Source organism: Rhodococcus sp. NPDC059968, from assembly GCF_042738615.1.
GTDB lineage: Bacteria > Actinomycetota > Actinomycetes > Mycobacteriales > Mycobacteriaceae > Rhodococcus_F.
This window is the reverse complement of record NZ_JBHWUE010000081.1, coordinates 23,679-42,513: the sequence shown is the minus strand read 5'-3', so window position 1 is coordinate 42,513 and position 18,835 is coordinate 23,679. Positions and strand designations below refer to the sequence as shown.

General features: G+C 66.6%; 19 protein-coding genes. 12 read left to right on the top strand and 7 right to left on the bottom strand.

Features of this window, described 5'->3' with window-relative positions; all coding sequences use genetic code 11:
* Positions 1–106: 106 nt before the first annotated feature.
* Positions 107–976, top strand: coding sequence for an aldo/keto reductase (locus ACFWAY_RS40510; RefSeq protein WP_378514513.1), 870 nt, complete (start codon positions 107–109; stop codon positions 974–976).
* Between the two features lie 59 nt (positions 977–1,035).
* On the opposite strand, the gene ACFWAY_RS40505 is transcribed toward ACFWAY_RS40510, so the two are convergent.
* The 5 genes from ACFWAY_RS40505 to ACFWAY_RS40485 all read right to left on the bottom strand — a co-directional run bounded on the left by ACFWAY_RS40505 (position 1,036) and on the right by ACFWAY_RS40485 (position 6,585).
* Positions 1,036–1,788 carry a TSUP family transporter gene (locus ACFWAY_RS40505; protein WP_378514512.1) on the bottom strand — a complete coding sequence of 251 codons (753 nt, stop codon included), beginning with the start codon at positions 1,786–1,788 and terminating at the stop codon, positions 1,036–1,038.
* Positions 1,785–2,993, bottom strand: coding sequence for an MBL fold metallo-hydrolase (locus ACFWAY_RS40500; protein WP_378455510.1), 1,209 nt, complete (start codon positions 2,991–2,993; stop codon positions 1,785–1,787). The genes ACFWAY_RS40505 and ACFWAY_RS40500 overlap by 4 nt, the downstream gene beginning before the upstream one ends.
* Positions 2,994–3,136: 143 nt before the next feature.
* Positions 3,137–3,454 (bottom strand): WhiB family transcriptional regulator, encoded by a 318-nt coding sequence (locus ACFWAY_RS40495; RefSeq protein ID WP_378455511.1) that lies wholly within the window; start codon positions 3,452–3,454, stop codon positions 3,137–3,139.
* Between the two features lie 138 nt (positions 3,455–3,592).
* Entirely contained in the window at positions 3,593–4,897 is a 1,305-nt protein-coding gene (locus ACFWAY_RS40490; RefSeq protein ID WP_378514511.1) for an amidohydrolase family protein, read from the bottom strand.
* Positions 4,898–4,923: 26 nt separating this feature from the next.
* A complete protein-coding gene (locus ACFWAY_RS40485) occupies positions 4,924–6,585 on the bottom strand; it encodes an alpha/beta fold hydrolase (protein ID WP_378514510.1) in 1,662 nt (553 codons plus the stop codon).
* A 169-nt stretch (positions 6,586–6,754) separates the two neighbouring features.
* Between ACFWAY_RS40485 and ACFWAY_RS40480 the strand changes: the two genes are divergently transcribed.
* From ACFWAY_RS40480 to fdhD, 3 genes are all read left to right on the top strand, one after another.
* Entirely contained in the window at positions 6,755–7,426 is a 672-nt protein-coding gene (locus ACFWAY_RS40480; protein WP_378514509.1) for a FadR/GntR family transcriptional regulator, read from the top strand.
* A 128-nt stretch (positions 7,427–7,554) separates the two neighbouring features.
* Positions 7,555–9,855, top strand: coding sequence for an FdhF/YdeP family oxidoreductase (locus ACFWAY_RS40475; protein WP_378514508.1), 2,301 nt, complete (start codon positions 7,555–7,557; stop codon positions 9,853–9,855).
* Positions 9,855–10,712, top strand: a complete 858-nt coding sequence (fdhD, locus tag ACFWAY_RS40470; protein WP_378455516.1) for a formate dehydrogenase accessory sulfurtransferase FdhD — start codon at positions 9,855–9,857, stop codon at positions 10,710–10,712. Before ACFWAY_RS40475 ends, fdhD begins: the two co-directional genes overlap by 1 nt.
* Here fdhD and ACFWAY_RS40465 read toward each other — a convergent pair.
* Both ACFWAY_RS40465 and ACFWAY_RS40460 read right to left on the bottom strand, forming a co-directional pair.
* A complete protein-coding gene (locus ACFWAY_RS40465; RefSeq protein WP_378455517.1) occupies positions 10,696–11,313 on the bottom strand; it encodes a tetratricopeptide repeat protein in 618 nt (205 codons plus the stop codon). The genes fdhD and ACFWAY_RS40465 overlap by 17 nt on opposite strands.
* A 10-nt stretch (positions 11,314–11,323) precedes the next feature.
* A complete protein-coding gene (locus tag ACFWAY_RS40460) occupies positions 11,324–12,004 on the bottom strand; it encodes a GntR family transcriptional regulator (RefSeq protein WP_378514507.1) in 681 nt (226 codons plus the stop codon).
* 127 nt (positions 12,005–12,131) lie between these two features.
* On the opposite strand from ACFWAY_RS40460, the gene ACFWAY_RS40455 reads away from it, so the two are divergent.
* From ACFWAY_RS40455 to ACFWAY_RS40420, 8 genes are all read left to right on the top strand, one after another.
* Positions 12,132–12,905 (top strand): aldo/keto reductase, encoded by a 774-nt coding sequence (locus ACFWAY_RS40455; RefSeq protein ID WP_378514506.1) that lies wholly within the window; start codon positions 12,132–12,134, stop codon positions 12,903–12,905.
* A complete protein-coding gene (locus ACFWAY_RS40450; protein ID WP_378455520.1) occupies positions 12,905–13,675 on the top strand; it encodes an SDR family NAD(P)-dependent oxidoreductase in 771 nt (256 codons plus the stop codon). Before ACFWAY_RS40455 ends, ACFWAY_RS40450 begins: the two co-directional genes overlap by 1 nt.
* Positions 13,672–14,169, top strand: coding sequence for a heme-binding protein (locus tag ACFWAY_RS40445; protein WP_378455521.1), 498 nt, complete (start codon positions 13,672–13,674; stop codon positions 14,167–14,169). The genes ACFWAY_RS40450 and ACFWAY_RS40445 overlap by 4 nt, the downstream gene beginning before the upstream one ends.
* 34 nt (positions 14,170–14,203) lie before the next feature.
* The gene (locus tag ACFWAY_RS40440) at positions 14,204–14,569 is read left to right on the top strand and encodes a hypothetical protein (protein WP_378514505.1); all 366 of its coding nucleotides are present in this window, start codon (positions 14,204–14,206) and stop codon (positions 14,567–14,569) included.
* Positions 14,566–14,823, top strand: coding sequence for a hypothetical protein (locus tag ACFWAY_RS40435; protein WP_378514504.1), 258 nt, complete (start codon positions 14,566–14,568; stop codon positions 14,821–14,823). Before ACFWAY_RS40440 ends, ACFWAY_RS40435 begins: the two co-directional genes overlap by 4 nt.
* Positions 14,824–15,691: 868 nt before the next feature.
* Positions 15,692–16,465, top strand: coding sequence for an IclR family transcriptional regulator (locus ACFWAY_RS40430; RefSeq protein ID WP_378455523.1), 774 nt, complete (start codon positions 15,692–15,694; stop codon positions 16,463–16,465).
* 267 nt (positions 16,466–16,732) lie between these two features.
* The gene (locus tag ACFWAY_RS40425) at positions 16,733–17,074 is read left to right on the top strand and encodes a DUF485 domain-containing protein (protein WP_378455524.1); all 342 of its coding nucleotides are present in this window, start codon (positions 16,733–16,735) and stop codon (positions 17,072–17,074) included.
* Entirely contained in the window at positions 17,067–18,653 is a 1,587-nt protein-coding gene (locus ACFWAY_RS40420) for a cation acetate symporter (RefSeq protein WP_378514503.1), read from the top strand. The genes ACFWAY_RS40425 and ACFWAY_RS40420 overlap by 8 nt, the downstream gene beginning before the upstream one ends.
* Positions 18,654–18,835: the final 182 nt, after the last annotated feature.

Sequence of the window (18,835 nt, the reverse complement as noted above, 5' to 3'; positions counted from 1 at the left end):
TCAGACAACCGCTGATCACTGCTCGGCTTCACCCATCCCACACGTGGCACGGGCTCGAGAATAACAGCCGTGTGATTCTAAGTAAACGGTATTGGAGCTAGCCCAGATGACTGTTGCCTCTGCACCCACCGTTAATCTTTCCGGCAGCGTGTCCATGCCGCGCCTCGGCCTCGGGACGTGGCCGATGAAAGACGCCGAAGCAGAACGCGCGGTCGAGTCCGCCCTGACGCAGGGCTACCGGTTGGTCGACACTGCCGCCGCGTATGGCAACGAAGCCGCGGTCGGCCGCGGGGTCCGTCAGTCGGGCCTTCCCCGGGAGGAGGTCTTCGTCACGACCAAACTGCACAATTGCGACCACGGGTACGACAACGCCCTGCGGGCGTTCGATCGGTCGTCGGACGAGCTCGGACTCGACTACCTCGACCTGTACCTCATTCACTGGCCGATGCCGTTTCTCGATCGCTATGTCGAGACCTGGCGGGCGTTGGCGAAGCTGCAGGAGGACGGACGGATTCGTGCGATCGGCGTGTCGAACTTCAAGCCTGCACACCTCGATCGGTTGATCGCTGAAACCGGCATCGTTCCTGCCGTGAATCAGATCGAACTGAACCCGCGCACCAACCGACCGGAAGAACGCGCCTACCACCGGGAACAGGGGATCGTCACCGAATCGTGGAGTCCCCTCGGGCCCGGAACCGATCTCCTGGAGATTCCGGCTATCACCGATCTCGCCCGCAAGTACGGCAAGCAGCCCGGACAGGTGGTCCTGCGCTGGCACATGGATCTCGGCCTGGTCGCCACCCCGAAGTCGGCGAACCCCGGGCGGATCGCAGCGAACATCGATGTCTTCGACTTCGCCCTCACGGCGGACGAGGTCGACTCCATTACCGCGCTCGATACCGGTTCAGTCCCCCCTGTGGACTCGGACAAGCCGCTGAGCCCGCCCCCGGGCGTCGTCGAATCCGGGGTGAACTAGTCCCGCTGGGTTTGCCGGCTGCCGGGACACGTCGATGACCGGTGCCGGCCGGAGGGTGCTCAGAGCGAGGTGACTGCCCGCAGCACGGTGGCCGCCGCCCCTACGTAGGCCAGGGCGACGGCAACCGTGCGGGCGTGGGCCGGGTCGACCCGGCCGGTCAGGGTGCTGCCGATCTTGACGCCGACCAACAGGGCGGCGGCCGCGGTCAGACCCAGTCTCGGATCGATGTGGACGGCTCCACCGGACGCGAGTTTGGTGGCCATCGACAGGCCGGCGACCGTGAAAAAGAACGGTTGCAGGGTCGCGGCGAAGGCTTGTTGTGGCCACCGGGTGGCGAGCGCGTAGATCGTCACCGGGGGTGCGGCGACCCCGGCGGTGGTGTTCATCAGTCCGGATACGAAACCCGCAGCCACCACCGGGGTTCGGCGATCGCCGTGGTGACACAGGCGCCGACGAGCCAGCACAGTGGCGGTGAGCCCGACGAGGACGCTGACCCCGACAACGAGGGCCAGCCACGACGCCGGGACCGCAGCGACCAGCACGGCGCCGGGTAGGACGCCGAGGGTCGCCGCCGCGGTCAGCATCCGGTACCGGCGCCAGTCCACGTCGCGGCGCACGACACCGAAGATCAGTGCGGCCGAACAGATGCTGCAGATGTTGACCAGCAGCACCCCCGTTGCGGGGCCGAGGAGCAGCGTGAGCAGCGGGGCGGAGACGAGCGCGAGACCGGTACCGCTGAGCCGCTGCAGGACGGCGCCGACCATCACCGCTGCGGCGACCGCCGCCCCGAGCAGGAGCACGGTATCGATCAACTGGTGCGCTCTCCGACGCCGATCTCCATCAGGTCTTCGCCGACGATCAGGTCGCCGGAGAAACCGGCGGCCGCGGCCTGCCACCGTTCGGTCGGGTTGTTTCCCGGCGCGAGATGCGAGAGGACCAGTGTTTTCACCCCGGCCTCCTCGGCGACCGGACCGACCTGCTCGATCGTGGTGTGCGAGTGCAGGAGGTGTTCGATGAACCCTTCCTCTTCCGGGCTGTACGGCGGTTCGCCGTAGAGTGATTTGACCCAGTCGGCGTCGATCACCTCGTGGACGAGGACGTCGGCGCCTGTGGCCATCGTGATCAGGTTGGGCGTGGGTGCGGTGTCGCCGGAGAAGACGATGGATCCGTCGTCGGTGTCGAAGCGGAACGCGAATGCGGGATAGACGGCGCCGTGATCGACGAGGGTCGCGGTCACCCGGACGCGGTCGTCCTCCATGACCAGGAACGGGTCCATGACCGGGAACTGGTTGTCGTTGGCCCGGGCCCCAACTTCGGCGGGAATCGGGATGTCGTGGGTGCGAATGAGCTTGTCGAGACCGGGTTTACCGGAGTCGCGGAGCCGGTCGTTGATGTCGGTGGCGAATGCCTGGGTGAGGTAGTTGGTCATGTCCACCGTGCCCGGTGTCGGGTTCTCGGGGTTGATCACCGGGACGTCGGTGTTGCCGGAGATCGGGGGCAGGGCACCCCGGTCACCGGGCCCGTACACCTCGACCGGTGCCGGACCGGGAAGTCCCTGGTACCAGCCGGAGAGCACGACGTTGAAGTAGTCCATGGTGTGATCGGAATGCAGGTGCGTCAGGAAGACACTGCGCAGTCCCTCGTAGCCGTGGAAGTCGCCCTCCTTACCGAGGTTGGCCAGCCGAAGTTGGTGTGCGACGCCCATTCCGCAGTCGACCAGATAGATCGCGTCGTCGACGACGAGCGCGGTGGCGATGCCGTGGCGGGTCTGGTCGGTGCCGTTGTGGGGGGCGATCCAAGTCATCGGGCCGCCGGCGGTGCCGAGCAGGACCAGGCGGGTGCGGTGCGAGCGTGCGTTGTCGACGTACGCGAAGCTGCCGGTAGACGCCTCGGAGGTGGTGGTGTCGGCCGAGGAGCATCCGGCCAGCGCGGTCGCGGTCCCGAGGGCCATGACGCCCGCGAGCAGTCCGCGGCGGGAAAGCGAATGTTGGTGAGCCTCATGGATGAGGTTGCACATCGAAATAGTCCTTCGCTGAATTCGGCACGGCCGGCCTCGACAGGGGCGCGCGTAACGCGGCATTGCCGGAGCGACCGTCGTGTGGGCGTCGACGCTGGTGCGGACGCCGCAGGCGCAGGCACCGGATCGGGTGGGTGGGTAACTCAGGAAGCGAGCGGTGCGGACCGGGCGGTGGTGGGGTTCTTCGTCCCGGCGCGTTCGCGTTCGGTCATTCCGCCCCATACCCCGTGCGGTTCGGGGGTGCCCAGGGCATGGGCGAGGCAGTGCGGCCGCACCGGGCAGTCGCCGCAGATCTTCTTGGCCGCGTTCTCGCGGCGGATCCGTTGTCCGGCGGGTTCGCCGTCGGGGGCGAAAAAGGTGGCCGAACCGGTGGTGCGGCATCGGGCGTGGAGCTGCCAGTCCCAGAATTCGGTGACGGCGGTGAGCTTGGCTTGCTGCCGCGAGAGCAGAGTCGACGGCATGGTGGTTCTCCTCCGGGGACCCGGTGACGGTCCGCCGCCGGGCACACGAATATCGGCGGACGTGGTTGCCCGCGGCCGGCCGGCGGGGTGGGTGCGCCACGCTCCCCACCCCGCCGACCGCCGACGGTCAGCGAATTCCTATGCGGGGATGGGGGTGCCCCGGTGGGTTTCGCTGAGTTCGGCCGGGCGCGCCGACTGTCCGGAGCCCGGGTCCTTGTGGAAGGCACCGTTCTTCATGATGCCCACGATCTTGGACTGGTCCTGCAGGATGGTGATGTCCTCGAGCGGGTCACCGTCGATGAGGATCATGTCCGCGTAGAACCCGGCCTTGACCTGCCCGAGGTCGTCGGGCATCCGCATGATCTGCCCACCGAGGGCGGTGGCCGAGAGCAGCGTGTCCTTTGGGGAGAACTCGAGCAGTTCGACGAAGTGCTGCAGGTCGCGGGCGTAGGTGCCGTGCGGGGTCCACGCGAAGCCGTAGTCGCCGCCGGGCAGCACCCGGATGCCGCGTTCCTTCATCTTCTTCAGCGCCTCGATCGCACAGTCGAGCTCGTGCTGGTATCCGGCAGCTTCGGCGGCCTCGGGGGGATACCCGAACGCTTCGGCGTCGTGCAGGGTGGCGACCAGCCAGTTCAGCCCGGGTGCGACGAAGATGCGGTCCTTCTGCTCTTCGAGCATGTCCAGACCTTCCTCGTCGGTGAAGGAGGCGTGGTAGATGATGTCGACGCCGTTGCGCAGCGACATCTTCACGCTCTCCCCGGACCGGGCGTGGGAGCACACCCGCAGTCCGCGGCGGTGCGCCTCGGTGACCGCGGCGAGGGTTTCCTCGTCCGAGAAGTAGTTGTCCTCGGCGTGCTGGTTGCCGGTGATCTCCTCGCCGGACATGCTCAGCTTCACCAGGTCCGCACCCAGGTCGACGTTGCGCCGGACGGCTTTGCGCATCTCCTCGGGACCGTCGGCGAAGGCGGTGATGCCCTTGACCAGTGCGCCGCCGGTGACCGCGATCTCCTGACAGTTCGCCAGGTAGCGGGGGCCGGGGATCTGGCTGGCGTTGATGGCGTTGCGGATGACCACATCGAGTCGCGGCTTGGCGGCCGCGGCGCCGACGCACATGGTGTAGCCGGAATCGATGTAGGTCTGCGCCGAGCGGGCACACAGCAGGGTGTGCTCTTCGACGCCCATCGTCCCGAGACCGGGCAGGTCGGCGGAGTTGACCCAGGAGAAGTGGGTGTGAGCGTCACACAGACCCGACATCAGGAACTTGCCCTGGCCGTCGATGACCCTCGCGCCGTCGCGAGGCAGATCTCCGGTGCCCTTGCGGACCTCGGCAATGCGTTCGCCTTCGACCAGCACTTCACCCTCGTACGGGTCGGAGCCGGTGGAGTCGAAAATCCGAACGTTGGTGAAAAGGATGGACTGATCGGGGGTGTTGGCTGACGTCATTGTCGCCACTCCTTTCTGGGAGAAGCTCAGGGCTTGTTCAGGAATTCCTGAAGCCGGTTGGTGACAGCACTGGGATCTTCGAGGGAGTGCCAATGGCCCACCCCGTCGAGCACGTGCTTCTGGGCATTGGGGTAGATCGAGAGCAGTTCGTCGTTGACCGCGACCGGGCTGACCTTGTCCTCGTCGCCGGTGAGCAGCAGCACCGGGACGTCGATCGACGCGAAGTCGGGTTCGACGGCGGCGGCGAGGGCCTCGCAGGCGCTCGCGTAGCCCTCCGGGTCCTGACCGAGCAGCAGCTCTCGGACCAGGGCCACCGACGCCGGGCGGGTGCTGTGCGTTTCCTGCGACAGCGCTGCTCCGACGATGGTGTCGGCGACGGCGGACATGCCGCCTTCGCGGACGGTGCGGGCGCGAGTGCGGGTGGCGGTCTTGGCTGCCTCCGGCTGAGCGCGGACCGCGCCGAGGAGCGCAACCTTGCTGACGCGCTCCGGGTATTTGGCGACGAACGTGTTCGCGACCAGGGTGCCCATCGAGTGCGCGACCAGGGCGGTCTGGTCGATGCCCTCCGCGTCGAGCAGTGCGCGCAACTCCTCGACCCAGTTGTCGATGCTCGCCGGCCCGGCGAACGGGGACCGGCCGTGACCGGACAGGTCGTAGCGCAGCACAGTGTGGGTTTCGGCGAGCGTCGCCACCTGCGGCTCGTACACGGTGGTCGTACCGCCGAGGCCGTGGATCAGCACGACCGCCGGCCCGCTGCCGGTCTTCTCGACGAACAGCTCGCTGGTCCCGACCGGGGTGAGGTGGTCCACCGCGGCGGGAATGCCGATGCTGTTGCGCAGCTCGCCGAGGCCGGGCGCGGAGACGATTACCTCGTCGCCCTCGACCAGGTACTTCGGCGGGTCGAAGCCGATACCGACACCGACCGGGGTGCCGGTCGCGATCACGTCACCGGGTTCGAGGGTGATCCCGGCCGAGAGCGTCTCGATGATGGTCGGCACGTCGAAGATGAGCTGGGCGGTGTTGGTGTCCTGTCGCAGCTCGCCGTTGACCCGGGTCTGCAGCTGCAGGTCGTTGATGTCGATCTCGTCCGCGGTGACGGCCCAGGGGCCGAGCGGGCAGAACGTGTCGAGGGACTTGCCGATGAACCACTGCTTGTGGTCGCGCTGTAGGTCGCGGGCGGTGACGTCGTTGATGAGGGTGTAGCCCCACACGTAGTCCATCGCGTCGTCGCGGCTGACCTTGGAGGCACGCTTGCCGATGATGATGCCGATCTCGCCCTCGTAGTCCAGGGCCGAAGTGATGTCGGTGTGCGGGTCGACCGGATCGCCGGAGGCGATGACCGTGGCGGCGGGCTTGGTGAAGACCACCGGGTACTGCGGCACGTGCTGGCCGTCCGCGGAGCCGGTCGCGTCGAACCCGCTCTTGGCGAACTCGGCGGCGTGCTCGGAGTAGTTCCGCCCGACGCAGAACACGTTGCGGTGCGGGGTGATGGGGGCGAGCAGCTTGCCGCCCTCGGCGGGGGTGCTGGTGCTCAGCCGGCCGAGTGCGGCCTGGCCGCCGGCGATGATCTCCTGCAGCTCGCGCACGGGGGCACCGGTGTCACCGAACTGCACGGGCAGTGCAGCACCGTTCGCGTCCACAGCGCAGACGACCGCGCCGTTCTTACCTTGAATCCGCGCGAAGCGCATGAAACCTCCTGATGAACCAATGTGAACCAAACCGGGTTGCGGTTCGTATTGGTTACGATAGGTCGAGGGTGGTGTGATCGTCAACACTTGATTTTTCCGAGTGTTGGCAGGAAAGCTGTAAACCAAGCCCCTATAATTGGTTCGAATTGGTTCGTCGAGAGGAGTTGTCGTGACCCTGGCTGTGGGACCTACGGCTGCCGCTCTGCGGCACATCGAAGCCCTCGTCGCCGAGCGGCAGTTGGGCCCGGGTGACAAGTTGCCGACCGAGCGGGAGCTCGCCGCGGAGGCCGGTGTCAGCCGTGCGGTGATCCGTTCTGTACTCGAGGACCTCGAAAACCGGGGAACAGTGGTGCGTTACGTCGGCCGGGGCACGTTCCTCGCCCCCAGTGAATCCGCGGCCGCGGAGACGGCGAACCATCCCAGCCCCAGCGAGATCATGAGCTCGCGGCTCATCCTCGAACCGGAACTGCTCCCACTCGCCGTCGCCGCAGCAACGCGCGACGACATCGAGGAAATGCGCCGCTGCCTGCGCGGCGGTGACGGCGCCCGATCCTCGGAAGAGTTCGAACGATGGGACACCGCGCTGCACCACAGCTTCGCACTCGCCACCCACAACATCGTCCTCATCGGGGTCAGCCAACTCCTCATCGACAGCCGTCAACAACCGATCTGGGGCGGACTGAAGAAACGCACCTTCAACCCCGAACTCCATCGCGAATACTGCGGCGAGCACGAGGACATCGTCGAAGCCATCGCCGACCGGGACCCGGACAGCGCCCGCACCGCGATGCGCGCGCATCTGCGGCACGTCCGCACGACCCTGCTGGGGGACAACGCCTGACCGCACCACCACAGCACCACTCGCGAAGCGCCGGCCCTCGGTCGGACCAGGCTTCGGCGGTCTCGTCGCCATGCGCGAACGAGCGCCGCACCCACCGCAGACACCCCTGAACCAGGAGCACCCACCGAATGGCCGGACCCATCCAGGACATCGACGAGAACGACATCATCGTCACCCACGCGAAGTCCTACGCCGCCGGGGTTCCCGCGGTATTGGTGTCGTTGCAGCGCGGAATGGAGCAGATGGGTCCGGTGCGCACCGCCCGCACCCTGATGAAGCTGAACCAGCGCAAGGGGTTCGACTGCCCCGGCTGCGCGTGGCCGGAAACCCCCGGGCACCGCAAGCACGCCGAATTCTGTGAGAACGGCGCCAAGGCGGTCGCCGAAGAGGCGACCACCCGCACGGTGACACCGGACTTCTTCGCCGCGCACCCGGTGTCGGAGCTGTTGGGCAAGACCGACTACTGGCTCGGTCAGCAGGGCCGGCTGACGCACCCGATGGTGCTCAGACCCGGCGCCGACCACTACGTGCCGATCGGCTGGGATGCGGCGTTCACCCTGATCGCCGACGAGCTGCGCACCCTGACCAGCCCGCACGAGGCGGTCTTCTACACCTCCGGCCGCACCTCCAACGAGGCCGCGTTCGTGTACCAACTGATGATCCGGGCGTTCGGCACCAACAACATGCCGGACTGCTCGAACATGTGCCACGAATCCTCCGGCACCGCCCTGGTCGAGACCATCGGCATCGGCAAGGGGTCGGTGTCCGTCCCCGACCTCGAGCACGCCGATCTCATCCTGATCGCCGGACAAAACCCCGGCACCAACCATCCCCGCATGCTCTCCACCCTGGAGAAATCGAAAGGCAACGGGGCGAGGGTGATCGCAATCAACCCACTGCCCGAGGCGGGCCTGCTGCGGTTCAAGGACCCGCAGAAGGTGCACGGCGTCGTCGGTGACGGCGTCCAGATCGCGGACGAGTTCCTGCAGATCCGGATCGGCGGCGACCAGGCCCTCTTCCAAGGCCTGGGCCGGCTCCTCCTCGAGGCGGAAGACCGCAGCCCCGGCACGGTGCTGGACCGGGAATTCATCGACACCCACTGCGCCGGATTCGAGGATTACGCGGCCCACATCCGCCAGGTCGACATGGACACGGTGCTCGCGGCGACCGGGCTGACATTCGAGCAGATCCAGGACACTGCGGACGCGTTGATTGCGTCGAAGAAGACGATCATCTGCTGGGCGATGGGCCTGACGCAGCAGACCCATGGGGTCGCCACCATCCAGGACGCGGTGAACCTGCTGCTGATGCAGGGCATGATCGGCAAACGCGGCGCCGGGGTCTGTCCGGTCCGCGGCCACTCCAACGTCCAGGGTGACCGCACCATGGGCATCTGGGAGAAGATGCCCGAATCGTTCCTTGCCGCATTGGACACCGAATTCGGCATCCGGTCACCGCGGGAGCACGGCCTCGACGCCGTCGATTCCATCCGCGCGATGCGCGACGGCACGGCGTCGGTGTTCATGGGGATGGGCGGAAACTTCGTGTCCGCGACCCCGGACACCGAGGTCACCGAGGCAGCCCTGCGTAAGTGTGCGCTGACCGTGCAGGTGTCGACGAAGCTCAACCGCAGCCACCTCGTCACCGGACGGACGGGGCTGATTCTGCCCTCACTCGGGCGTACCGACAAAGATCTCCAGAACGGCAGAAAACAGCAGGTCACGGTCGAGGACTCGATGTCGATGGTGCACCTGTCCCGCGGCGGCCTGACACCGGCCAGTGAGCACCTGCGCAGCGAAGTTGCGATCGTCTGCGGCCTCGCGCAGACGCTGTTCGGGCCGGATCACCCGGTCCCCTGGCCGGAGTTCTCCGTCGACTACGCCCGCATCCGCGACTCGATCGCCCGCGTCATCCCCGGCTTCGCGGACTTCAACACCAAAGTCCGTGGGCCCGACGGTTTCGGATTGCCGCACCCGCCGCGCGACGAACGCCGGTTCGAAACCCACACCGGCAAGGCGAACTTCACCGTCAACGACCTGAGCTGGCTTCCGGTCCCCGACGGGCGGTTGATGCTGCAGACGATGCGCTCGCACGACCAGTACAACACCACCATCTACGGCCTCGACGACCGCTACCGCGGTATCAAGAACGGCCGCCGGGTGCTGTTCGTCAACGAGAGCGATCTGGAGACGTTCGGGTACGCGGCCGGGGACCGGGTGGATCTGATCTCCGAATGGCAGGCCGCCGACGGGACCGTGCAAGAGCGCCGAGCCAACGACTTCCGGCTGGTGCCCTACCCGACCCCGGTCGGCAACGTCGCCGCCTACTACCCCGAAACGAACCCCCTCGTCCCGCTCGATCACGTGGCCCGCAAATCCAACACCCCGGTCTCGAAAGCGATCCTGATCCGCCTGCAACGGAGACCGTGATGGGCCGGGTCACCACCCGCGCCCCGGTCGTGCGGATCACCGCCGACCGGCAGTCGACGCGTCCGGACACCGTGGTCGTCGAGGAACCGCTCGAGATCCGGGTCAACGGCACCCCGCTGGCGGTGACGATGCGCACCCCCGGCTCCGACATCGAACTGGCGCAAGGTTTCCTGCTCACCGAAGGGGTGATCACCGGCCGGTCGGACATCACCTCGATCCGCTACTGCAACAGCCTCGACGAGAACGGGCACAACACCTACAACGTCCTCGACATCGATCTGGCCGCCGGAGTATCCCTGCCGGAGACCGGTCTCGAACGCAACTTCTACACCACCTCCTCGTGCGGGGTGTGCGGGAAGGCGTCGCTGGAGGCGATCCGGACCCGTTCCCGGCATTCCCCGGCCGACGACCCGGTCGTCGTCGCCGCGGACACCGTCGCCGCCCTGCCCGCGACCCTGCGGGCGGCGCAGAAGGTCTTCGACTCCACCGGCGGCCTGCATGCGGCCGGACTGTTCACCGCCGACGGCCAGTTGCTGGCTGTACGGGAGGACGTCGGCCGGCACAATGCCGTCGACAAGATCATCGGCTGGGCCGTCGAACAGGACCGCATTCCGTTGCGAGGCAGGGTTCTGCTGGTCAGCGGCCGCGCCTCGTTCGAGCTCGCCCAGAAGGCCGTCATGGCCGGCATCCCCGTCCTCGCCGCGGTCTCGGCACCCTCGTCGCTGGCCATCGACCTCGCCGACGATGCCGGCCTGACCCTCATCGGCTTTCTGCGGGGGGACACCATGAATCTCTACACGCACCCACCCCGCATCCTCGCTGGCCGAGCAGCCCGGCCGGTCACACTCTCCGGGTGAGCATGACCTCGATGTCGTCGAACCCGGGCGCGGTGAGCCCAGCAGCGCGCATCAACCGCAAGTCATTGGCGGCGATCGCCGCACCGGAGGCCCGCTTCTGCGGATGCCACGTCGACGCGATCTCCTCGTACTGCAGTCGGGCCGCGGTGCCGTAGCCGAGCAGCAGCAGGCTGTGGGCGAGGTTGATGCTGTGCATCAGGTTGTCGGGTTCCCTACCCAGGGCGGCGACGGACAGATCATGGGCGTGCTGGGGGCGCCCGGTATACAGCTCGAGCTCGGCGACGTACGCGGCGAATCCCGGATAGTGCGGATCGAGCCGGTACGCGACCTGGTAGTCCTCGGCGGCGTCCGCCCACCGCTCCTGCAGCACGTACAGGGCGCCACGTTCGACCATCGGCCGTGCCTGCTCGGGATGCAGCACAAATGTCTGGGTGAAGGTTTCGATCGCCTCGTCGATCTGCCCGAGCATGCGCTGGCACCGACCACGCCCGATCAGCGCCGAGTAGCCCCGCCCGTCCCCGGCGAGCACAGCCTCGAACAGGGCGAGCGCGACCTCGTATTCCCCGGCCCGATAGCGGTCCCAGGCGGCGGAGGTGCTCACTGTCAAGGTCTCACTCACCATGTCCGGTCTTCACCCCAGCGGACACGGACACCGGGCGGCGGGCCGGTCGTTTCGCGCGGATCCCGTAGTCCCCGACATGGTTGCGCAGCAGGTTCCCCGCACGTTTGCCGTCACCGGCTGCGAGGGCGTCGGCGATGGGCCGGTGCTCGGCGGCTGCGTCGATCAACGGAATTGCCGTCGTCGCCAGGCTCACCGCGGTGAGGACCTCGATCCCGAGTGCCTGCCACGCGTCGAACAGGGCCCGATTGTGCGCCGCCTCCACGATCGTCCGATGGAAACCAGCACTCGCCCGTGCGAACTCCAGTACCGCCGATCGGCCGGCGGCCTCGACCATCTCGTCGACCCGGCCGTACAACGGCTCGGCGGCACCGGCGAGATAGGGGGCTGCGAACTCGCCCGCCAACCCTTCGAGAGCGGCGCGCACCGGATAGTAATGCTCCAACTCGGTGGAGTCGATGCGGCGAACCCTGGTGCCCCGATTGGGGACGTACTCCACCAGCCCGGTCGAGACCAGCTCGCGCAGTGCCTCACGGACCGGGGCCTGACTGACCTCGAGGCGCGCGGCCACATCGAGCTCGCGGATGGGATCTCCGGGCTCGTACGCACCGTCGAGTATCTGTTCGAGCAGATACTCGCGGATCTTCGCCCGCAGGGGCTGGCGTGGAGGCATCGATTCGGCCTTTCGTTGAGGGTCACCCAACAGATTATCGATATCTCTCGGTTCGGCGGTCTAGCGCAGTGGGTGAATTATCGATAATCTTGCCACATCCATGCAGTCCGAACCAAGGGAGGAACGCATGACACACACCATTCCCCTCAACAGCGGGACGACCATGCCGGTCCTCGGCCTCGGAACCTGGGAAACCTCAGGCGAGGGCACCTACCACGCGGTGCGGCTCGCCCTCGACCTCGGCTACCGTCACCTCGACACCGCGACCTTCTTCGGCAACGAAGCACCGGTCGGACGAGCGGTCCGTAACAGTGGGATCGACCGGGCCGAGATCTTCGTGACCACGAAGATGCCCCCGGCCGATGCCGGACGCGAACGGCAGACACTGCAGCAGAGCCTGCGGGAGAGCGGCCTGGACTACTTCGACCTGTGGCTCGTGCATTGGCCACCCGGCGGCGCCGCCAGGGCCGCGACCTGGGAGAAATTCATCGACGCCCGCCGCGGCGGCGCCGTCCACGCGATCGGGGTGAGCAACTACAGCCTCGCCCAGATCGACGAGCTGAGCGCCGCCACCGGCGTCACCCCCGAGGGATGGGCTCCGCTCAAATCCACCGACCTGGCCGCCGCAGTACTGACCGACATCGCCGACCGCCACGGCGTCACCGCCGCCCAAGTCGTGCTGCGGTGGCACATCCAGCACGACGTCGTGGTGATCCCGAAAATCCACCTCACCACAGCGCCTCGCGCTCAACATCGACGTCTTCGGCTTCGGCTTCGGCTTCCGACTCTCGCCCAGCGAGATGACCGCAATCGACACCATCGCCCTGGTCTCCGAGCCCGTGCCCGCGCTGTGGTGACTCGACAACCACTGCCCACCCCATTTACCGAAGGACCCCTCTGATGACCACCACAGAATCCACCCCGCAGACCGGTCCCCTGGCAGGGCGCGTCGCGCTGATCACCGGAGCCTCCGGCGGGATCGGCGGTGCCATAGCCCGGCGCCTCGCCGCCGACGGCGCCGATCTGTTTCTCGCCCACGGCCGTCACGTCGACGACGCCGCACAGGTCGCCGACCACGCCCGCAGCCTCGGTCGGCGAGTCGCGCTCGCTCCCGGCGACCTCGCTGATCCGGCCGTCCCCGCCGCGCTGGTCGATCAGGCCACCGAGCAGCTCGGATCGGTCGACATCGTGATCGCCAACGCCGGAGTCGGCGCCCAAACCCCCTGGGATCAGGTCGACCTCGACCAATGGAACACCACCCTCGCCGTCAATCTCACCGCCCCGTTCCTCCTGGCCCAGCGGGCGCTGCCGACCATGATCGACCGCGGCTTCGGACGCGTGCTGTTCATCTCCTCGATCGCCGCCCTCAACGGCGGTGTCGTCGGTCCGCACTACGCCGCGAGCAAGGCCGGCCTGCACGGGCTGACCCATTTCCTCGCTCCCCGCGTCGCCGGCAGCGGAGTCACCGTCAATGCCCTCGCTCCCGCCCTGATCGGCAACACCCGAATTCTCCCGACCGACCCGGAAGGGAAAGGGAAGCTCCCCATGCCCATCCCCGTCGGCAGACTGGGCGAACCCGACGAGGTCGCGGACATGGCGATCACCATGCTGCGCAACAGCTACCTGACCAACAAGGTCATCACCCTCGACGGCGGGCTGCTGCCACGATGACCGGACACCTCACCCTCGCCGAAGCGGCGAGTGCTGCCGCCGCCGCAGAAGACCATGCCCACCGGTTGGGTACGCCGATCGCGATCACCGTCGTCGATCCCGGCGGGCACGTCATCCTGCAACATCGCCAAGACGGGATCCATGTGGCGGCCACCGCAGTCAGCGCCGCGAAAGCCCGCGCCGCCGCTCTGTTCAACCGGCCCTCCGGGGAGCTGGAAACATTCGTCGCCAACCCCGAGCGACCCGCACTGAGCGCACTCACCGCCGTCGTCGACGACGTACTCGCCGTCCAGGGCGCACTGCCCATCCGCATTCACCTACCCGGCCATACCCGCCCCACGCTGCTCGGCGCAGTCGGAATCTCCGGCGGCACACCCGCCGAGGACGAAGACATCGCCCGCCACTCAGCCAACGCCCGACCTCTCTGCGAAAACAGCGCTCGTTGCCCAATACCTCCCCGGGACGCAAGAACTGGTCATCATCGCCGACCCTGAAGACGGCGCAGCCTCCTTCTTCAAGCGGCTCGGGATGAGCCTGCCACCCGCGGCGGCCGAGCAAGCCGCAGGCACCGGCCGGCTGGTGGTCAGCCCCGAGCGCCTGGACGCCCTCAACTCGGATCTGGTCATCATCCTCGTCAACGGCGGCGCCGCCCGCGATCTCGAATCCCTGCCCGGCTTCGCCGACCTGCCCTCCGTGCGAGAAGGCGGCATGTTCATCGCGGACTACCCCACCGTCACCGGCGTCAACCTGCCCAGGCCCGCAATCGGTCACGCACGCATTCGATCAGACGCTGCCCTACCTGCGCGCCATCGCCTCGTGATGGCGAGGAGGACGCCCCCAACTGGTGCGCCGTACCGACCGCCCCCTCAGGAGAAAAAGGTGGTTCGCTCATGAGGTTGGATCTTGCTAGTGGTGTCGGGATTCTGCGGTTGGCTGTCGATGCGGGGATCGCCCTGACGTCGATGGTGATCGCAGTCCCGGTTGCCTTCGTCATCGGCGAGGCAGCAGTGATCGGACGGGCGATGCGTGCGTACGAGGACGAGGACGAGGACGAGGACGAATATGGGTACCTGGACGAGCACGAGCGGTGCACCGTGTCGCCGGATTCGAGCACGCATGACCTCGGGACGGTAATCGCGCTCGGATGAGGAGGGCGGCTGGTCTTCGCCGATATCGACGACCTTGCCGTCGATCCGTCACCCGAGATCGACGGCGAGGCGGCCGAGCATAGATGAAACTCGGCATGGTTCATTGCCGATGACAATTAGTCACGTCAGAGTTGCATTTGTTCCACCCCAATGGTTTACGCGATAAATGATGAGCTGGGTAGCCGACCGGGTTCGCCCTGCACCCTGTCGCAGGGGGTCGCGCGCGATCTCTCTAACTGCGGGCTTCCGTTTTGACGATGGTCAGAACTGACTCCCAAGGCTTAGCGGTCAGTCCTCGGCGCCAGCTAGGTGTGTACTGGCCTGTTCGCTGGTGGATGTCGTACCCGATCCAATTCTATGGGCAGCTACGAACCGCGCGGCGCCGAGGCAAGCGCCGGTCACATGGACTCCGTGGATCCCATCCCGTTTCTCGCGGCTCTTGATTTCAGCGCGGTCCTTGGGGCGGTCTCCGGTCATTGCTTGCACGCCGCGGCCGGCGGGAAACGGCAGGGCGTCTAAGCCCCAGTGGACTCAGCATCGACTGGTGGTGTCGGGGACCTGGGGATGCACAAGTCGACGCTGGTAGCCAAGGCGATCATCGTCGCCTTCTACAAACAGTCGGACAAATTCAACTACATCATGGGGCTCCAACGGCGGCCGTGAGGCCCTGATAGAAGGGGGCATCCTGAGGCGGGTCGCACTGCTGATCGTCGTCTTCTGCGGTGGGTTGTGGAAACGCGCGAAGGTCGTTTCGACGCGCGCGACTGCGGCCACGAGGCCGACTCCGGCCACGACGATCGGGACGAACACCACACGAGATGTGTTTCATATGTGGAACAATGTCTCATATTCGAAAGGATGGGATCTGGTGAAGGACGAGTCGAAATATCTGGCGCCGGCCGTGGATACGGCAGCGCGAGTCTTGGAGTTCCTGAGCAGGTATCGGACGAGCCAAAGCACGCTGAGCGAGATTGCGTCGGCGCTGGAGGTGCCCAAGAGCACGTGCCTTCGCGTGCTGCTGACGCTGTCGCGTCACGGTCTGGTGTCCTACAGCGAGGATTCGAAGCGGTATTCGCTCGGGTTCTTTGCGGTCGTCCTCGGTGCGCGGGCCGAGGAAGGGCACAGTGCTATCAACCGAGCGCGTCCGTTGATGACCGAGATCGTTGAGCGCAGCGGCCTTACCGCAGCCCTGGTCCAGAGGGTGTCGGACGATCGCCTGATGTACGTCGCGAAGTCTGACGGCGCCGCGATCAGCACCGTGCACGTTTCGGTGGGCAACCGGTTCCCGATTCTTCAAGTGTCGTACGGCAAGTGGTATGTGGCCTTTGCCGATGCGGAGCAGCGCGATGCGATGGTTCCGACCGTGCTTCCCACCACGGCCACCCGTGTTACCCCGGATCGTGCGACCTACCTGGCCGAGTGCGATGCACTGGATCCGCACGGCGTCCTGGTCTCGCGCGGGGAGTACGCACCGGGAGTCCTGGCCGTGTCGATCCCGCTGGTGGACCAGCGGGGCGACCTCGAGGGCGTTGTTGTCGCACTGGGGTTCTCGGACTCGTTCGAGGAGGACGAGCTTGATCCCATTCGGTCCATGATGCAGAGCATCGCGATGCGCTGCAATGCGCATGTGACGGCAGGCTGAGGAATCGGTGTCTCGAGTTTCGGAGGGGTGGCCCACGGCTCAGCCTTCCGTTCCTTGACGCGTGGCGCCCGAGGGTGGCGTGCCGTTCCTGGCCTACGCGAGTAGTCGCGACGCGGGGGCACCGCCTGTCGCGATGCCCTCGAAGAACTCGACGTTCGACAGCCCGAAGGCGTTTCATATATGAAACGCTTGCCCATATATGGAACAGTGCCCTACAGTGCGGAGGTAGTGATCTGCGGCACATTCCCGGCAACCTGAGGAGCGCTTGTGGCATCGACAACAACCGACACCGACTGGACCCGTCTGTGGGCGAGCCCCGATATGCAGGCACTGAGGAGGGACAGACGAGCCTTCTTCGCCGTCGCCTGGACGCTGTTCGGGGCCGGATTCACCACCCTGATCGGGGTGAGTGCGTTCGCGAAGCAGACCATGGGCAGTGAGATCGTGGACGGTCTGAGCGTCGGACTGGTTCTGGCACTCGCCTACATCACGATCGTCATGGTGGTTACGTTCTGGTACGTGCAGCGTGCGCGGGTCTGGGACGCGATGGCCGCCAGGGCAATTGCGGGAACCAGGTTCACCTCGCGAGCGGAGTCCGCTGATGCCTGAAGGCTTCAACCCGACCGCCGTCGTGGTGACATTGATGCTGCTGGCGGTCACGCTGGTCGCGACCTATACCGCCGCGAAACGCACGAGGACCGCTGCGGACTTCTGGACCGCTGGAGGAGCGATCTCCGGTCGGAAGAACGGCATCGCGATCGCCGGTGACTTCCTGAGCTCGGCGTCCCTGCTGGGCATCTCCGGCCTGGTCTTCCTGACTGGGATGGACGGCATCGTCTACGCGGCGATCGTGTGCGGGATCTTTCTGATGGTGCTGTTCATGATGGCCGAGAAGCTGCGCAACCTCGGCCGCTTCACGTTCGCCGATGCGCTGGCCACCCGTCTCCAGGCGGGGCCGGTACGTATCGTCTCGGCGATCTCGACACTGTTCATCTGTGTCTTCTACCTGCTCGCGCAGATGGTGGCGGGCGGTGTTCTGATGGAAGCGCTCACCGGCATCGCCTTCACATGGGGCGTTGTCGTTTCGGCCGTGCTGATGCTGTCTTACGTCCTCTTCGGCGGGATGCTGGCCACCACGTGGTTGCAGATCATCAAGGCCGTATCCCTGATGGCGGTCGTAGGTCTGCTCGCAATCCTGGTCCTCATCCGCATCGACCCGAACCCGTTGCAGGTGGCGCACCTGGCCTCCGTGCAGTCGGCGCTCGGAGACTCGTACTTCGCCAGCGGCAACGCCTACGGCAGCTCGCTGAACATCATCTCGATGGCGGTCGCCGTCACTTTGTCCGCGGTCGGGCTGCCGCACGTGCTCATGCGGTTCTTCACCGTCCCGGATGCCGCCCAGGCGCGGAAGTCGGCCATCTGGGCCATCAGCCTTATCGCCGTGTTCAACGTCCTGATCATCTTCCTCGGGCTGGCAGCCCGAGCTGCCCTGGGCGACGGAGGTAACGTGCAGGCTGGTGCGGGCGGCAACCTCGCACTACCAGCCCTGGCGGTGTTCCTCGGGGGAGGTGAGGGGTTCGGTGCAGACCTGCTGCTGGCACTTGTCGTGGCGATCTCGATCGCGACCCTTCTCGCAGTGTCGGCCGGGCTGGTCCTCAGTGCCTCCAGCGCCGTCGCACACGACCTGTGGTCGCAGGCATTCCGACGTCCGGAGCGGCAGGAGATCCCCGTCGGTCGAGTCGCCGCGGTCGGCATCGTGCTGGTCACGGTCGGTGTCACGCTGCTGCTGGGAAGTGGGCAGAACATCACCTTCCTCTCGACGCTCGCCGTGTCGATCGCAGCGAGCGCGAACTTCCCGGTGCTGATCATGACGCTGATCTGGCGTCGGATGAGGACCATCGGGGCGGTCATCGGCTCACTCACCGGACTCATCAGCTCGCTGGTGCTCATCGTGCTGGGACCGCTGCTCTGGCCCACAGTGGCACCGCTCATCTCGGACTCGCTGTCCGTGACGGCGCCCTTCCCGTTGAGCTTCCCGATCCTGATCTCGATGCCGCTCGGCTTCATCGGCTGCATCGTCGGAAGCCTGCTCAGCAAGGAGGAGATCGACGACGCATCCTTCGACGAGCTCCAGGTCCGTGCGCTCACGGGCGCGGGACTCGACAAGGACAAGGTGCTGTCGCACTGAGCTGAACGGTCTTAGACGACCCCGAGGCACTCGCTCGGATGTGCCCCGGGTGGCGACTTCGCCGTCGCATCGCTGCGATCGCGGATTCTGGCCCCCGACAGGCACCGTCGACCAGGACAGCACTTCCTTGCCGACACCACGACTCGTCCACCCACCTGATGGCAACTGACGTTGCCGCAACC